The sequence below is a fragment of the Chryseobacterium mucoviscidosis genome, from assembly GCF_002177115.1.
GTDB lineage: Bacteria > Bacteroidota > Bacteroidia > Flavobacteriales > Weeksellaceae > Chryseobacterium > Chryseobacterium mucoviscidosis.
This window is the reverse complement of sequence record NZ_MVAG01000039.1, coordinates 1-16,639: the sequence shown is the minus strand read 5'-3', so window position 1 is coordinate 16,639 and position 16,639 is coordinate 1. Positions and strand designations below refer to the sequence as shown.

General features: G+C 36.6%; 12 protein-coding genes. 4 read left to right on the top strand and 8 right to left on the bottom strand.

Annotation, left to right across the window (positions count from 1 at the left end; translation table 11 throughout):
* Positions 1 to 76: 76 nt before the first annotated feature.
* From B0E34_RS00655 to B0E34_RS00620, 8 genes are all read right to left on the bottom strand, one after another.
* On the bottom strand, positions 77 to 2,176 hold the full coding sequence (locus tag B0E34_RS00655) for a T9SS type A sorting domain-containing protein (RefSeq protein ID WP_087705885.1): 2,100 nt from the start codon (positions 2,174 to 2,176) through the stop codon (positions 77 to 79).
* Positions 2,177 to 2,700: 524 nt separating this feature from the next.
* On the bottom strand, positions 2,701 to 4,269 hold the full coding sequence (locus tag B0E34_RS00650; RefSeq protein ID WP_087705883.1) for a hypothetical protein: 1,569 nt from the start codon (positions 4,267 to 4,269) through the stop codon (positions 2,701 to 2,703).
* Between the two features lie 10 nt (positions 4,270 to 4,279).
* Positions 4,280 to 4,876, bottom strand: a complete 597-nt coding sequence (locus tag B0E34_RS00645; protein ID WP_228422986.1) for a phage tail-like protein — start codon at positions 4,874 to 4,876, stop codon at positions 4,280 to 4,282.
* 682 nt (positions 4,877 to 5,558) lie between these two features.
* Positions 5,559 to 6,380, bottom strand: a complete 822-nt coding sequence (locus tag B0E34_RS00640) for a phage tail-like protein (RefSeq protein WP_087705881.1) — start codon at positions 6,378 to 6,380, stop codon at positions 5,559 to 5,561.
* 18 nt (positions 6,381 to 6,398) lie between these two features.
* Positions 6,399 to 7,202 carry a phage tail-like protein gene (locus tag B0E34_RS00635; RefSeq protein WP_087705879.1) on the bottom strand — a complete coding sequence of 268 codons (804 nt, stop codon included), beginning with the start codon at positions 7,200 to 7,202 and terminating at the stop codon, positions 6,399 to 6,401.
* Between the two features lies 1 nt (position 7,203).
* Positions 7,204 to 8,025 carry a phage tail-like protein gene (locus tag B0E34_RS00630; RefSeq protein ID WP_087705877.1) on the bottom strand — a complete coding sequence of 274 codons (822 nt, stop codon included), beginning with the start codon at positions 8,023 to 8,025 and terminating at the stop codon, positions 7,204 to 7,206.
* Positions 8,026 to 8,292: 267 nt separating this feature from the next.
* Positions 8,293 to 9,972, bottom strand: a complete 1,680-nt coding sequence (locus B0E34_RS00625) for a ribonucleoside-diphosphate reductase subunit alpha (protein ID WP_262484712.1) — start codon at positions 9,970 to 9,972, stop codon at positions 8,293 to 8,295.
* 269 nt (positions 9,973 to 10,241) lie between these two features.
* A complete protein-coding gene (locus tag B0E34_RS00620; RefSeq protein WP_087705873.1) occupies positions 10,242 to 11,216 on the bottom strand; it encodes a ribonucleotide-diphosphate reductase subunit beta in 975 nt (324 codons plus the stop codon).
* Between the two features lie 429 nt (positions 11,217 to 11,645).
* On the opposite strand from B0E34_RS00620, the gene B0E34_RS00615 reads away from it, so the two are divergent.
* The 4 genes from B0E34_RS00615 to B0E34_RS00600 all read left to right on the top strand — a co-directional run bounded on the left by B0E34_RS00615 (position 11,646) and on the right by B0E34_RS00600 (position 16,239).
* Positions 11,646 to 12,335 (top strand): ABC transporter ATP-binding protein, encoded by a 690-nt coding sequence (locus B0E34_RS00615; RefSeq protein ID WP_076395968.1) that lies wholly within the window; start codon positions 11,646 to 11,648, stop codon positions 12,333 to 12,335.
* A gap of 98 nt (positions 12,336 to 12,433) precedes the next feature.
* A complete protein-coding gene (locus tag B0E34_RS00610; RefSeq protein WP_087705871.1) occupies positions 12,434 to 13,663 on the top strand; it encodes an ABC transporter permease in 1,230 nt (409 codons plus the stop codon).
* 77 nt (positions 13,664 to 13,740) lie between these two features.
* Positions 13,741 to 15,012 carry an ABC transporter permease gene (locus B0E34_RS00605; protein WP_087705869.1) on the top strand — a complete coding sequence of 424 codons (1,272 nt, stop codon included), beginning with the start codon at positions 13,741 to 13,743 and terminating at the stop codon, positions 15,010 to 15,012.
* Between the two features lie 30 nt (positions 15,013 to 15,042).
* Entirely contained in the window at positions 15,043 to 16,239 is a 1,197-nt protein-coding gene (locus B0E34_RS00600; RefSeq protein WP_087705867.1) for an efflux RND transporter periplasmic adaptor subunit, read from the top strand.
* The last annotated feature ends 400 nt before the right edge of the window (positions 16,240 to 16,639 follow it).

Sequence of the window (16,639 nt, the reverse complement as noted above, 5' to 3'; positions counted from 1 at the left end):
TTTAACAAATATAAAACAAAAACCACAGAAAAATTCCATGGTCTTCTCTTAAAAAAAACTGTTTGCTGTTTGTGAATTACTGTTTAATAATCTTTTTGGATATCTCTGTTTTATTGGTTTTTATTGTTACAATATAATTTCCGGAAGGATGAGCGGAAAGGTCAATTTTCATCAGTTCATTATCGCAGTCCTGATTGTATATTACTCTTCCCAGCACATCAATTATTTTTACATTTTTAATAGGCTCTTCAGCTTTTATCATTACAAAATCTTTCACAGGATTCGGAACAATTTTTATTTCGTTTTTGCTGTTTTCGGAATCTTTTGTGTTTAAAAAACCTCCACAATTGGTAGTGAATGTAATGTCGGCATAAAGAGCTTGTAAATCATTTAATTGAGCGTTGTCTACACACATTACCAAATTTGGATTGTAATTTATAAAATCAAAACCATCTTCAATGGAGCCGTTTCTTACATTTACATAGGTAAGATTTGCCATGTTCCATAAAGTAAGATACTTGAAGCTTGGTGAACTTGAAAAGTTCAGTTGTGTAATTTGAGGGCAATTAATGAAATATCCGTTTTCCAGCTTATTATTGGCTGTTGTATTTACCTGTGAAATCAAAGGCATATTTTGAAGACCAAGATATTCTAATTTTATATTATTTAAAATATTAACGGAGGGTAAAAAATTATTATCAGACAGATCTAAAGAAGTTAAGGCTACACAATCTGATGTATTTAAATTATTTATTTTGGTAGATTGTATCGTAATTTCTTTCATACCTGTACATTGAAGGAGATTAACGGTATTTAATTCCGGAAAAATACCATCGCTTATCGGTGCATAATAACCGATAGATAATTTCTGTAGTCCGGAACAATTCTGGATATCCAATTCTTTAAGATTCTGATTATTTCTAAAAATAAAATTGGTTAGTGCTGTACAGTTTCTTGCTGTAATTTTCTGCAGATCATCATTTCCCTGTGTTCCCACCGTATTAGATCTGTCAGTTTTCAGAGCCTGAAGATTAGCAAGATTATTCACATTCACTGTGTTCATATAGCCGCATGAATTTGTAATATCAATATTCTGAAGCATTGTCGCTGTGCTGAAATTTACAGCATTAGTAATAGGCTGGTTGAATGCCTTTAAAATTTTAAGTTTTGGTAAACCTGTAAGATTTAATGAAACTACATTTCCAAAATATACTCCTGAAGTTGTATGATAAGCATATCTGTTGTAAAATGAACAATCAAGTTCTTCCAGGTTCATTAATCCCGCCGTTGCAAAATTAATAGAAGTGGCGTTTAATCCTTTAATTTTTTTAAGATTTGCAGAGCCATTTAAATTTGCTGAAGAAAAATAAGCTCCAACACTGTAGTAATGGTCAGTATCTGCTGCAATATCTTCAAGATTCGTGCAGTTGGTTGCTGTAAGATCTATATTTTGATTATAAACCTGACTCAATGAAGGTCCACTGTTCCCATTCACCAAAATATTAGTTAGTGAATTTAAATTTTGAAAATGTAATTTTTCAAGTTGATAACATGAAGTTGCTGTAATTGAAGTGATGTTATTGCAGTTTTCAAGATATAGCTGTTTGATTGTTTTTTCGTTTAAAACAATATTTCCTATAAGTTGCGGACAATTATTAAACCTTAATATAGAAGTTGTTCCGATGTAAGGATTAAGATTAGATAAAAATTGATTAATATCTTGAACAGACGAACAGCTATTAAAAGAAAAATCGACCAAAACATTTTGCGCAGTTCCCGTATTATCTGTGAAACCGCCCGTTCCCGTGTACAAAACTTTTTTGATCTTAGAATTATTGGTAAAACTGATAACTGCAGATTTACTATCATGTATATACAATTCTTCCATGTTGGGAAAAAGAAGAGCATCTGTAATTTGATCGGGAAGATTATTAAAAGCAGGAGTTCCGTTTAATTTTATATTTAAAACTTTAATTTCCTGTGCTTCCGAATCCTGAATTTCGCCATCATTATTTGCATCTATCGCAATATAATTTCCACTAAGGTTTTGTGCAATCTGATTGCCCGGATTTGAGCTTAAAAGTAAAGCTTTGAATTTCGAATCTGTAAAATTGAGATTTTGGGAGTAAGCTGTGGAAAAACAGCCTACACAAAGGGTGAATAATAATTTGTTCATGATTTGAGTTTTTATTACATCAATTTCTTTTTTTCATGTGTATTGAAATTTGATCTTGCAAAAGTACCTCTTTTTTGAATTGTCTCTTTTTTGGAATTTGTTTTAAATAATTTGATTATGAATGTATTTGGTCGTAATTATTATATTTTGTCTTGCTTTAAAATAAAATATAAATTAAAAAAATAAGAAATAGTTTAATCTCTATGAAGTGATTTGAATAATGGACTTAAAAAGACTTAAGTATAATTACAATAAAAGCAAGCTCAGGTGAATAGGTGATGTTATTATTGGATAATGTATACATGATAAGCTGTACAAAGAGATGTTTTTTGGTCAGTGATTTCTCATAATCATTCTTAGTAACAAAATGTGAAATCTCCCCAGAAAATGCTTTAATTTCTTATATAATATAGTTTTAAGCATAATAAGATTTATAAAAATATAAGTGATATTTTACATTTAAGACTAAACAAAAACCACAGAAAATTTCTGTGGTCTGTCTGGTTATATAATTTAGTTAAGGTTTACTTTATGCCCTGAGTTACCATTTTATTAGAAACTACCGAATAAACACAGCCTGTTGTCTTTAAATTAACTGTAATGGTTGCAGGAACCGATCTGTACGCTGTATCACCATACGGCTCAACAATATTACCGTTAGAATCTTTTAAAGTTTTTCCTTTCACGGTATACGTCATGGTTGCAGTTCCGGTGAAGCCGCTTGAAGGATAGAAAGTTACAATTCCTGTACTTTTATTATAGCTCCATGTTCCCTGCGGAGTTACTTTTCTGCGGTATAAAGTAAGATCAGTATCACTTGTCTTTGTAAAGCTGAATGTCGTTTTATCAATATTATTTTTACTTCCTGTAGGAGGAGTTGTTATACTGATGGGACCTTTGTAGGCAATATCGTTATCCAAAACCGGGATCGAAACCGGCTGAAGTTTACAGGTTGTTGCCACATCATCATTTGTAACAGCAGAATAGGGAAGTGTTAATTTCACATTTCGGATAATATGCTGTTGATACGCTGCTCCGGTGGATGCCGCAAAACCAAGTTTTAAAACCGAAGGTACTGCAGCATTTAAAGTCTGGTTTGTAGCCGCGCCCTCAGTATCGGAACTGTTAAAATCTGTTACCGCAGGATTGGCATTTTCACTGTACGGAAGCGATGTTTTGTAGTGATAATAATTAATAATATTAATTGGTGTTCCGTTTTGTGTGGTCTGAATATCCACTTTTATATCAAATCCGTCTGTAGTAGTTGCCGTTACAAAATGAGGAATCAGATCCAGATATACTTTTCTGAATTCTCCGTTTCCGTTTCTCAGATCAAAAGTTGAAGCCAGTGTATTGGTGGTTGCGGCGTACGATCTGTCTGCCTGTAATATTCTTCCTACCGTTCCTGTATTGCTTAATGTAGATCGGGTTACCAGAACCGGATATCCGGTGTAGCCATCTCCTAAACCATTGCTATTGATGGCGGCTCCTCTTGCTCCTCTTAAAGTAACGTGACTGGATCCCTGGCTCCATGTTACTCCGGCAATACCGTTAACTCTGGATTCTCCCTGAAAACGTTTGGATTTAAAATTTCCGAATTCATCCAGCGCAATCCCAAGATATGCTCCCGATAAACCGGGTTTTCTGAATGAAGCATAATCATTTTTTGCTCTGTTATAAGCATATCCCAAACCTGCACCGGAAGATCCGATTGTAGGATTGGCGACAGATCCGTCGTACAGGAAAAAAGATAAACCGTCACCATATGAACCGCTGAACGCAGAACCGGATTTCATATCGTATTCAAACTCTACGTGTAAACCATTTACCGAAGTAAAAGTTCTTCCGTTAATAAACAATCCTCCGAACTGACTTGAGCTTGCCGGCGTAAGCTGTACTCCTGTTGCAGTATGAGAAGCATTTCCTTGTATGGTAAGCTCGGATGCCGAAGAAGCATTCATTAAAGAACTTGAGTAAGAATAAAATCCGTAAATACTTGCAACTTCAGTACTGTCTGTCTGCGCGTACACGAGACTTGTAAGCAAAGTAAAGATAAGGCTCATCCATGACAGCCCCTTGAAATTCTTTTTCATGATGTTTTACTTATTTTACGACAAAAACAATGTTAATAAAAGAAGCAGGTGTAGCGTTTGCCAGTACATCATAGTTTAAAACTCCCGTACTGCTGATGCTGTTAATCCTGAATACAGTAGAATCGTATCCTGTTACATAATAATAAAGATCCGTTGCGTTAGGAAAAAAAGGAATGGTTGCCGGAGCCGAAGTACTTCTTGCATTGGACGGAATATTCGAAAACTGATTTTTATACAATGTGTATAAATCTTTCGTTTGTCCTGCTGCAATGGTAGTCGTATCAAAAACAACACTTGGCATGTAGAAAAATCTTGCCGAATACGGAGAAAGGCACACCCAGTCGGGAGCTGCCGGAGTTCCGACATTCTGGCTGATACATTTTTTATTGGTATCAAAAATAACCAATCCTGTTGCAGGATTAGTAACCAAAGAAAGATTACTGATTCTGGGAAGTAAAAGTCCCTTTGAATTACTTGAAATGTCTAAAGAAGAGCTCGGATCGGGTGAACTTGTGTTAATACCGACTTGTGCAGTAATGCCATAAGAGAGCATTACCAAAATTAGAGTGATAATTTTGTACATTTTAGAAATAATTTTTGTGTTCATACCATTGATAAGCTTTTACCAATAGCTATTATTTGATTAGGTTTTTTTATGTGTTTTTTTTATTTTGTAAACAGATTCAATGGGTCTATTTACAGCTATAACTTTTTATTTTGGTAATTAAATTATGAATAGAGTGTTGTGTTTTTTTTATTTAATAAAATAATATTTATCTTATTTGATTGTCCGTTTATTAACCTAAAGCTTCGACAGGCTCAGCTTGACATCGCTAAAAATCAAGCGTTTAGTATTAGAGGTGTCACACTGAGCTTGTCGAAGTACCTGTTATAAATAATTGATTTTCATATCAGTGCATAATAATAGGTTGTTTAACGGATATTCAAATTATCTTATGATTTAAAATAGAAGTTTACTCTCCGATGTTATATTTTTAATGATAGAAACTTTATGACAGATCATTAAAAATATTTGCAAATATACTAATATTTTATTTTAAAAAATAATCAAAGTACAGGGATACAGTAATTTGATTCACCAATTGGGGATTGAAAATGAATTATTTTCAATGTTTACAGATGATTACGATGGATACATATTTTACACTCGAATGTTAAAATTATATTAAAATTTTTACAAGTTTAAAAAGTTTATTTTACAGCTTATGCAAAAATAGATTTATTTCTTCTTTAGCCTTATTATTTTCTAAGCTAAAATGTTGCGTAATCTACTGTCCTAAATAAACAAAAATATAGGCAGATAAATATTTTGGCTGAAGATTAAGCGGTGTGCCGGATCCTCCTGTGAAAATCGAGAATGTATGGGTATGTGCTCCTGCCGATGAGGTGGTAGAAGTAGTAGAATCATTATCCACAACCGTTTTGGTGCTTCCTGCCTCAACACTGTTTACCGTTCCGCTGGCTCTGTCGTTATAAGTGTGGTTATGAGCTCCGGTACTTGAAGTTGTTGCATTATAAGTAACATTCGGAAGGTTTGCCTGTGTAAGTACAACTGAAGTGTTTCCACCCGCTGTTCCTAATGTCTCAGAAGCTGATTTTGCTTTCAGATATCTGTCTGCACTGTTGGGAAGTGATGATGAAAAACCTAAAGAGGATGCAGCAGATTGCGCAGAAACAGATAAGGTAGAAATTGCTCTTCCGTCCAGAAGATACCATCCGTCATGATCGGTTGCCACACTGCTGTATTTTATATCTCCTACAGTAGGAGTCTGTACTTCCATTTTATTCCATGACGTTCCGTCATTGTAATAAATTCCCGGGGTTACACTTGTAAGAGTGGTTGCCGTGGAAGTATTGGTGTTATAAACCGTCATTCCTGCAATATGACTCGGTAACGGATTCGGATTGTCTGTTGTTACCAGTGAAACTTTCGGCATCAAAAGGCCTTTATTGTTATTTTGAGAGTAAAGTTCAAGCTGTGCATTGGGATTCGGGGTTGGATTGCCGGAGGTTCCGTTGGTGATTAAAACCTGGGCGTCAGAAGAAGAAGCGACAGAAGTCAGTATGACAGCGAAAATTAATTTTTTCATTGTTTAAAATTATTTGTGTTATTTTCCAAGATAAATAAAATACTGTACAACCAAATGTTTTGGATATTGCGTGATCGCTGTATTCGTTCCACCACTCGCAACAGAAATAGTATGACTGTGATCTCCTGCGGCTGCGGTAGTCCTTGTTTCCGTATCAATTGTTCTTGTAGTATTGATGCTTCCCGCATTGTAGTTCCAGTAGTTGACTCCTCGATTGGTATAGTTGTGAGTATGCGCTCCTGAAGATGCCGTAGTTCCTGTAATATTTACATTGGGAAGATTAGCCTGTGCAATGGAATAAGAATTGCTTCCTCCCGTTGCGGCGATGGCTTCGGATGTATTTTTTCCTTTTAAAATTCGGTCATTTGAACTCGGGAGAGTGGTGCTGAAGCCTAAAGCGACCGCATTGGTCTGGCTTACTGCCGGTAAAGTAGAAACGGTACGTCCGTTCAGCAGATACCATCCGTCATGATCTGCAGTTGCCATGCTGGATTTTATATCTCCTACTTTAGGAAGATCATTGTTGATAGACATCAGTACCCACTTTGTTCCGTCGTTGTAATATAATCCGGGAATTACATTATTGGGAGCTGTTCCGGCAGTTGCTGTATTGTAAACCCACATTCCTTCTACATTGCTTCCAAAAGGAGTAGCAGAGGTTGTTGATGTTAAGGCTACGCTATTCATAAGAAGACCTTTATTGGTACTGCTCAGCTCTAAAACAGCAGAGCTGGAAGGATTATTTATTCCTATTCCAACTTGTGCTTTGTGGGCAGTAAAAAAAAATAATGCGATATAAGGGTATAAAATTTTAGCTTTCATATTAACTTCCTAAATAAATAAATACATTAGTAACGATGTTGTTTGGCTGTAAAGCTACAGGCTGGCTGCTTCCCAGCGTAAAACTTAATGTGTGGGTATGATTGCCATCTGTGGTCGTGGTATCATTTACACTGGAATTATCAGAAATCGGATTGTTGGTTCCTGATACGACACCGTTTGTTGTAGAATTTAAAGGATTGTCTGTATACGTATGCGTATGATTTCCTGTAGTATTGGTTACTCCTATGAAATTCACATTGGGTAAATTAGCCTGCGTTAAAGTAAAAGTATCGCTTCCGGATGCCGCTGCAAGATTGTCTGTTCCGCTTGTGTTTTTAAGAAAACGGTCCGTAGCATCAGGCAGATTGACAGTAAAGCCTAAAGCAGTTGCTCTTGCTCTGGGATTGGCAGATAAAGTACTTATCGCTCTGCCGTTAAGAAGATACCATCCCTTATGATCAGCGGTTTGAAATCCGTTTTTAATGTCTCCTACTTTGGGTCTTTTTGTGGATAATTTTACCCAGCCTGTTCCTGTATTGTAATATAATCCGGGAGTAACGTTGTTAGGAGAAGTTCCTGCCGTCGCGGTGTTGTACACAATCATTCCCGAAACATGAGCACTCATCGGAGCCGCTAATGTGGTGGACTGAAGAGCAATTCTGGTAAGCAGGAAACCTTTGTTGTTGGATGAATTTTCAAGTTGTAAAATACTTTCAGAATTAACTGTTCCGGAGGAATTTGAAATTTTTACCTGAGCATTAGACTGAAAAGAAGTGAATAGAATTAATACAATAATCCAATTCGCTTTAAAATATTTCCTCATAGCATTTGTTTGAAATAATTTTTGTGTTATTTTTTGCAAATGTATGAAAAAAATATATTTTACTGTCAATTGAAAATCAACGCTGTAATCAGGAATATTTATCTATAAAGAATAGTCTTTACATATTTCCTTTATTCATGGCAGATTATACAGCATATTTTATAACAGATCATGAATTTAATACAATATTAATTTTTTCTTAACATAAAAAAGCACGCTTAAAAAAGCGTGCCCGATTAAATATGTAATGTTTATTATTTGAGAATCTTATGCTTCACAAGCTGTGCAAGTAACAAAGTTTACCATCATTTCTTTAGAAACAGAAGAACTTCTTTGATAATAAAGGGTTTTTACGCCTTTTTTCCATGCTTCGATATAAAGATAGTTCACATCTTTTACCGGCATTGTAGAAGGGATCTGCAGATTCAGAGACTGTGCCTGATCAATGTATTGTTGTCTTTGGGCTGCCTGAGAAATAATCTCCATCGGAGAGATTTCCTTGAATGTTTTGAACACTGCTTTCTCTTCATCCGTTAACTCCTTCAAATGTTGTACCGAACCGTGATTCAACATGATCGTTCTCCACGTTTCTTCGTTATCAAGCCCTTTCTCCTCCAGTAATTTTGCAAGATATTTATTCTTACGCATGAAGTTTCCTTTCGCAAGACCAGCTTTATAATAATTCGAAGCAAACGGTTCGATTCCCGGAGAAGTCTGTCCTAAAATCGCCGAACTTGATGTTGTAGGCGCAATTGCCATGGTTGTCGTATTTCTTAATCCGTAACCTTTCAGCAATTCCGGCTCTCCGTAAATATTGGCAAGCTCTCTTGAAGCCTGTTCCGCCTGTTCTTTGATTCTTCTGAACGCTCTTGCATTGAATTGTGTAGCCTCAAAACTTTCAAAAGGAATCATATTTTTCTGAAGGTAAGAATGATATCCTAAAACTCCTAAACCAAGCGCTCTGTGACGCATTGCGAAGTTTCTTGCGCCCTGAAGATAATAATTTCCTTCCGTTTTGTCGATAAATTCAGATAAAACAGCATCTAAGAAGTAGATTGCTAATTTCACCGCGTCTGTATCTTTCCATTCATCATACAATTCTAAGTTCATGGAAGATAAACAGCAGATGAAAGACTCTTCTCTTGTAGAAGGAAGCATGATTTCAGAACAAAGGTTACTTGCATTAACAATAAGTCCTAAGTCTTTGTAAACCTGTGGTTTATTTCTGTTGACGTTATCGGTAAAGAAAATATAAGGAAGCCCTTTTTGCTGGCGGCTTTCCAATACTCTTGCCCAGACTTTACGTTTTTCCATATCGCCATCGATCATATCCTGCATCCAGTAATCCGGAACGCAAACTCCCGTAAATAAATTCTGGATCGGACTTCCGATGTCTTTGATGGATAAAAATTCTTCAATATCTCCATGGTCGATGTCTAAATAAGCTGCAAAAGCCCCTCTTCTTACGCCACCTTGAGAAACAACGTCCATTGCCGTATCAAAAAGCTTCATGAAAGAAACCGCTCCCGAAGATTTTCCGTTGTCGGTAACCGCAGTTCCTCTGTTACGAAGTTCCCCGAAATATCCTGAAGTTCCGCCCCCGATTTTGGTCTGCATGATGACTTCGCCCATTTTATGGGTAATTCCTTCAATGCTGTCCGGAATATGAACATTGAAACACGAAATAGGAAGACCTCTCTGTGTTCCCATATTTGCCCAAACCGGAGATGAGAAACTGATCCATCCTTTTGTGATCATTTCTTTGAAAGCAGGCTGAAGTTCCGGCTTATATAATCTTTTGGCAGCAGCAGTGGTAATCCTGTCGATGGCTCCGTCTACAGTTTCACCCTTCAGCAAATAGCCTCTGTTCAGCATTTGCTCAGACTCTTCATTGAGCCACCATATGTTGTTGTTTTGTTCTTCCATTGTTGTTGTATATTTTCGAATTCCCGAGCGGTTTGAAGGCTCAGGAATTTTGTTTACTTATATTGATTGTAATTTTTTGTCATTCTGAGGAACGAAGAATCTTTTTTCAGAATTTTTCTCTTCCGGTTTATTCTTAATTATTTTAAATTTTAACCATTAAGATTTTGGTTCAAAATTTAAGAATATTAAGTGAATTATTATTTTTTGATGCTTCGACAGGCTCAGCATGACACCGCTAATACTATCTGTTTCGACGCTCGCTTCGCTCGCGCTTTTAATCAACTTAAAATTTAAAACAAATCGTTCGCAGTAATACTCTTATCGTGCTTTGTATAATCTACCGGTCTTTTCGCAAAGAAATCGTCCATAGAATTCGCGAAAACTTCCTCTTCAAACCAAACCATTGGTCTGTACTGTTCCGGAGTTACGTTGTATCTTGTTTTCATGTTGATTTTCTTTAAACTGTCGTCTACACGGTATTTCATGAAGTTTAATAAATCTTCTTTAGAAACGTTGTCGATTTCACCCAGTTCAAAGATCCAGCTTAAAATATCACCTTCTCTTTCTATCGATTCATCAACCAAAGTATAAATATCCTCGATGTCGCTGTCTGTTAAAAGATTAGGCTGTTCTTCTCTGATTTTGTTGATTAGGAAAATTCCTGCGTTCGCGTGGATCTGCTCATCTACGGAAGTCCATGCGATGATGTTGGAAACATTTTTCATAAACCCTTTAAATCTTGTGAAAGAAAGGATAATGGCAAATTGTGAGAAAAGAGAAACGTTTTCTACCAGAATACTGAAAAGCAATAATGCAGAAACATATTCTTTTGGTGTTGCAGAATTCGCGTGTCTTAAGGCATTTCCTAAAAATTCAATTCTGCTTTTTACGGCAGGAATTTCCACTACGTTAAGGAACTCATCGTTATATCCCAAAACTTCCAATAATCGGGAATATGCTTCCGAGTGACGGAATTCGCATTCTGCAAAAGTCGCTCCCAAACCATTCAGCTCAGGCTTTGGAAGGTGAGTGTACAGATTTCCCCAGAATGTCTTTACAGACACCTCAATCTGTGCAATGGCTAAAAGTGCATTTTTTACAGCGTGTTTTTCGTGCGGCTCCAACTGCGAATGAAAATCCTGAACATCTGCAGTAAAGTCCACTTCGGAATGCACCCAGAACGATTTGTTGATTGCCTCTACAAATTGAAGAACCTCAGGGTATTCAAATGGCTTGTAACTTACTCTTTTATCAAAAATTCCCATATTAAAAATGTCTTAAAAAATTAAAATAAATAGATCAATGTGGATAACGTTCAAAAAATAATCAATATTCTGATTTGGTGCAACTTATGTGTGAAAGTTATTAACCATGGAAGCGATTTATTTTTTGATCTGTGCAAGCACAAAGTTCGAAAAAAAGAACTGTAATAAAAAGGGCGAAACACTAATTCGTTGAGTTTTAGCCTTAAAAGTTTTCCACATTTACATGAAAGCCCCTTAAATATTGACTTACAAAGTATTATGTTAACAAAAACGTGATTATAGGCAGGATTTAATTAAACAAAAAAATAAAAAGTGCTTTGAATAAAGAGTTTATCTGTTAAACAATTAATTAAATAAAGATTTTTTCAATATTCGTAACAAATTAAAAATTCTGTCTACTTATTGGGTATAAAAAACATACACCGCTTAATGTTAGTAATTCAGGATTTACATAAATCATACGATACCGGAAAAAGTAAGCTGCACGTTCTCAAGGGAATTAATCTTACGATTTCCGAAGGCGAATTTGTATCCATCATGGGAAGTTCGGGTTCAGGGAAATCCACACTTCTTAATATTATTGGTATTCTCGATGAAAAAGATTCCGGAACGTATGAGCTGGACGGAGTTCCTATTGAACATCTGTCTGAAGTAAAAGCTGCCGAGTACAGAAGTAAGTTTCTGGGATTTATTTTTCAGTCTTTCAATCTTATCGGCTACAAAACAGCTTTGGATAATGTCGCGCTTCCGTTGTATTATCAGAATGTTCCGCGAAAAGAGCGAAATCAGAAAGCCATGGAATATCTGGAAAAAGTAGGACTTGCTCAGTGGGCAAATCATTTACCGAACGAGCTTTCCGGAGGACAGAAACAGAGAGTTGCCATCGCAAGAGCTTTAATTACCGATCCGAAAGTGGTTCTTGCCGATGAACCGACCGGCGCACTGGATTCCAAAACCACGCATGACATCATGAAGCTGCTTCAGGATATCAACAGCGAAGGAAAAACCATCATTGTTGTTACCCACGAACCCGATGTGGCAGCGCAGACAAAAAGAAATGTTGTTCTCCGCGACGGAATTATTGAAAGTGATGAGTTTATTAAACAGTTGGTGCTGTGAGGCAGGAGGCTGGAAGAAAGAAGTTTAATTAATAGAATAAATCAGCGGAAAGGCAGGAGAACCTCAATCATCCCGCTTCCCGCTTCAAACCTAAGAATATGTTCGATTTAGATCGTTGGCAGGAAATATTCAGTTCTATTCGCAGTAATGTATTGCGAACGGTACTTTCCGGTTTTACTGTGGCTTTGGGATTATTTATTTTCATTGTTCTTTTCGGAATCGGAACTGGGCTGCAAAATGCTTTTACACAGGGCTTTGCGAGAGATGCTCAGAACCTTATTTCCATTGTAACAGGAAAAACAACGATTGCTTACAACGGTCTGCAATCCGATCGTCTCGTTACAATGAATAATGATGACTACGATTTTCTGGTGAATGTTGATAAAGAAAAAGTAGGAAGCTCAACACCGAGATATACCTCAAATTTGCTGGTAAAATATGGCAAAGAAAGCGGGAATTATCAGATTAACGGGGCAAAACCCGAAGAGCAGATCATCGAAAACCGAAAAATGCTGGAAGGTCGTTATCTTACCCCGACCGATCTGGAAAGAAAGCAGAACGTTGCCGTAATCGGAAGAATGGTGCAGCGTGACCTTATAAAAAACGGAAGCCCGGTTGGGAAAGAGCTAAATATCAACGGAACCATGTTTAAAGTGGTCGGAGTTTTCTCAGACGACGGCGGAGACTGGGACGAAAGACATATTACAGTTCCGATCACCACTTTGCAGCAAATGAAGAAAGGTTCGGATACTGTAAGCATCAATTATATTGCATACAACGACAAATTAACACCGGAACAGGCAATTAAATATGGTGATGAATTAAAATCACGATTAAAAGCTCGAAAAAATGTAGCTCCCGATGACGAAAACGGAATCAGAGTCTGGAACAACGCTCAGAATATGAACGACACTTTCGCTTTCATGGCTGTACTTACAGGAATTGTCGGTTTCATCGGATTGGGAACTTTGGCAGCAGGAATTATCGGGATCAGCAACATTATGGTGTACATCGTAAAAGAAAGAACCAAAGAGATCGGAGTCCGTAAAGCAATTGGTGCAAAGCCCAAAAGCATTGTTGCGCTTATCGTTCAGGAAAGTGTGGTGATTACCGTAATTTCAGGATTGATAGGAGTGGGACTCGGCGTTCTGGCTTTATATTTAATCGGAGATAATCTGGAAGAATACTTCATTAAAAATCCGAGTGTAGGATGGGGACACATCATAGCCGCATTCATTGCACTGGTGTTTTCAGGACTGATTGCAGGATTCGTTCCCGCGTACAGAGCCTCAAAAATTAAGCCTATTGAAGCATTGAGAACTGAATAGCGAAAAAAGTGAATAGTGAATTTTGTTTAGCAAGTGAATTTAGCTATTGACATTATTAAAGAAACAGACATTAACAAATGAACATTATATTTAAAAAAGATACTTGGCAGGAAATTTATTATTCCTTGAGAAATAATAAGCTTCGTACCTTTCTTACCATGATTGGAGTAGGTTGGGGTATGTTTTTGTATGTAAGTTTGCTGGGTGCTGCAAAAGGAATGGAAAATGGTTTCGATAAGCTGTTTTCAGGTTTTGCCACCAATTCTATTTTCCTTTGGGCGCAGAATACCTCCATTCCTTATGACGGTTTCCCGAAAGGAAGACAGATGCATCTTAAACTTTCGGATATCGATATTTTAAAAAGAAAAATCACCGACATTGATTATATATCGCCCCAGAACTCAAGAGGAAGCTTTACCGGAACCCCCGGAGAATTAATGTCCAGAAACGGAAAAAGCGGAACCTATTCTTTAACGGGAGATTATCCGGTAGGAAATAAAATTTCAGAAAAGAAACTGATCTTCGGAAGATATCTCAACGACGCCGATATTTCCGGAAATAAAAATGTAGCGGTAATAGGAGAAGAGATCTACAAAAACTTTTTCGATTCCAAAAAGAACGAAAATCCTTTAGGAAAATCCATTAATATAAAAGGAATTTTCTTTAATGTGATCGGAGTATTCAGAATCAAGAAAAACGGAGGTTTTGAAAACGATCAGTCGGTTTTTATTCCGCTTTCCACTTACACAAAAATGTATAACGCGGCGGATAATATTGATATGTTCGCGATTGTAAGCAAACCGAATGTAGATGTAAATTCAGTAGAAGAAAAAGTAAAACAGGAACTGAAAGCCAAAAATAAAGTTTCGCCTGATGATACCAATGCTTTCGGAAGTTTTAATTTAGGTAAAGAATTTAAAAAACTAACGGGGTTCTTATCCGGAATGCAGTTGTTAACCATTATTGTGGGAACTTTAACCATTCTTGCCGGAGTTATTGCAATTTCCAACATTCTTTTAATTACAGTAAAAGAAAGAACCAAAGAAATCGGGATCCGAAGAGCTTTAGGAGCAAAACCTTCAGAAGTAAGAAACCAGATTCTTCTGGAAAGCGTGGTTATTACACTCTCTTCCGGATTGCTCGGCTTTATTTTCGGGATTTTTGTTCTGATGATTCTCGATATAGCCACGAAAGGACAGGATTCCTTCCCGTTCTACAATCCTACAGTTAACTACGGAAACGTATTTGCTGCGATGGCAGTGATGGTGGTTTTAGGATTGATAATCGGGATGATTCCTGCACAGAGAGCCGTTAAAATCAGACCAATTGAAGCTTTAAGAACTGAATAAAAACAACTTAAATAAAAAAATAAACTATATATGAAAAAGAAATTCACTTGGAAAAAAGCCATTTATATCATTTTGGGGCTTTTGTTTGCAGTGGCGCTGTTCTCGGGGATCGGGTATCTTGTAAAGTCCAATTCTAAAGAGAGTGAGGCTTTCCTTACCAGAAAACCGTCTGTTCAGAATATGGAGGATAAAGTGATGGCAACAGGAAAAATCGTTCCCAAAGAAGAAATCGAAATCAAGCCGAATATTGCCGGAATTATAGATAAAATTTTGGTTGATGAAGGAGATAAAGTAGAAGTAGGGCAGTTGATTGCAACCGTAAGAATCGTTCCGAATCTTTCTGAGGTTAATAATGCACAGCAAAATGTTAATAATCAGCAACTTCAGATCAGTAATGCAAAACTGAATGTAGATAATATGCGCAAACAGTTTGAAATGCAGGAAAAACTTTACAAGCAGGGAGTCGCTTCCAAGCAGGAATTTCTGAATGCACAGCAACAGTTGTATTCTACACAACAGGCTTTGAGAAACGCACAACAGCAATTAGTGACCGCTCAGAAAGCCTTACAGATCGCAAAAACAGGATCTACTCCTGAATTGCAGGGCTTGGCAACAACCCAAATCCGTTCAAAAGCTTCAGGAACCGTTCTTGAAGTACCTGTAAAAGTGGGAAGTCAGGTTATTGAAGCCAACTCGTTCAACGCCGGAACTACTATCTGTTCCATTGCAGATCTGAATTCTTTGATCTTTCAGGGAGAAATTGATGAAGCCCAGGCTGGAAAATTAAAGCAGGGGATGGATATGAATATCGTTATCGGTGCGCTTCAGAACAAAACCTTTCCGGGAAGATTAACCATGATCGCTCCAAAAGGAAAAGATAATAACGGAACCATTAAATTTCCTGTTGAAGGAGATGTTTTCAATCCCAATAATGAATACATCAGAGCAGGATTTTCTGCCAACGGAGAAATTGTTCTGAACTCTCAGAAAAACGCTTTGCTTTTGGATGAATCTTTAGTACAGTACGAAAAGAAAAATGGAAAAGATCTTCCTTTCGTTGAGGTAAAGCAGAAAGACGGTAAATTTAAGAAAGTCTACGTGAAATTGGGAGCGAGTGATGGAATCAATGTTCAGATATTATCCGGAATTGATAAAAACGCAGACGTGAAAGTTTGGAATCCTTCCGATAAAGACAAAGAAGAGCTAAAAGAAAAAGCGAAAAAATAGTAAACTGACACTATAAATTTTTAAACTGTAGATCCCGGGAAACTTTCTTGGGATTTTTTTATTACACATAATATATAGTAGAATTAAATACGTAATTGCAGATTCTATTCGTACAATAAAGTCAATTTGTAAAAAGTATGACTATTTTATATTAAAGAAGATAGCTGCTATTTTTCCCTTCATTTAGTATTTTCAAATAAAACTCAAACGTTAGTTTAAATTTCTCAAAAATATTATTACAGTGTATCAGTATTTTACGTTTAAATATGAATTAAAAGTGAAATTAAAGTTAACAAAACTTGTTTTGCGTTACAATAAGTTGTTATCTTTGCCCCACTGAAAACGAGAGTTGATCAGTAAGCGCAGAAGAGCTTTTAGAGAAGCATATAATTTACGATTC

What these genes read in the sequence shown, in the direction of transcription:
- B0E34_RS00645 (WP_228422986.1), bottom strand. Translation starts at nt 4,876, where the DNA reads ATGAACACAAAAATTATTTCTAAAATGTACAAAATTATCACTCTAATT.
- B0E34_RS00635 (WP_087705879.1), bottom strand. Translation starts at nt 7,202, where the DNA reads ATGAAAGCTAAAATTTTATACCCTTATATCGCATTATTTTTTTTTACT.
- B0E34_RS00655 (WP_087705885.1), bottom strand. Translation starts at nt 2,176, where the DNA reads ATGAACAAATTATTATTCACCCTTTGTGTAGGCTGTTTTTCCACAGCT.
- B0E34_RS00630 (WP_087705877.1), bottom strand. Translation starts at nt 8,025, where the DNA reads ATGAGGAAATATTTTAAAGCGAATTGGATTATTGTATTAATTCTATTC.
- B0E34_RS00600 (WP_087705867.1), top strand. Translation starts at nt 15,043, where the DNA reads ATGAAAAAGAAATTCACTTGGAAAAAAGCCATTTATATCATTTTGGGG.
- B0E34_RS00605 (WP_087705869.1), top strand. Translation starts at nt 13,741, where the DNA reads ATGAACATTATATTTAAAAAAGATACTTGGCAGGAAATTTATTATTCC.
- B0E34_RS00620 (WP_087705873.1), bottom strand. Translation starts at nt 11,216, where the DNA reads ATGGGAATTTTTGATAAAAGAGTAAGTTACAAGCCATTTGAATACCCT.
- B0E34_RS00610 (WP_087705871.1), top strand. Translation starts at nt 12,434, where the DNA reads ATGTTCGATTTAGATCGTTGGCAGGAAATATTCAGTTCTATTCGCAGT.
- B0E34_RS00650 (WP_087705883.1), bottom strand. Translation starts at nt 4,269, where the DNA reads ATGAAAAAGAATTTCAAGGGGCTGTCATGGATGAGCCTTATCTTTACT.
- B0E34_RS00615 (WP_076395968.1), top strand. Translation starts at nt 11,646, where the DNA reads ATGTTAGTAATTCAGGATTTACATAAATCATACGATACCGGAAAAAGT.
- B0E34_RS00640 (WP_087705881.1), bottom strand. Translation starts at nt 6,380, where the DNA reads ATGAAAAAATTAATTTTCGCTGTCATACTGACTTCTGTCGCTTCTTCT.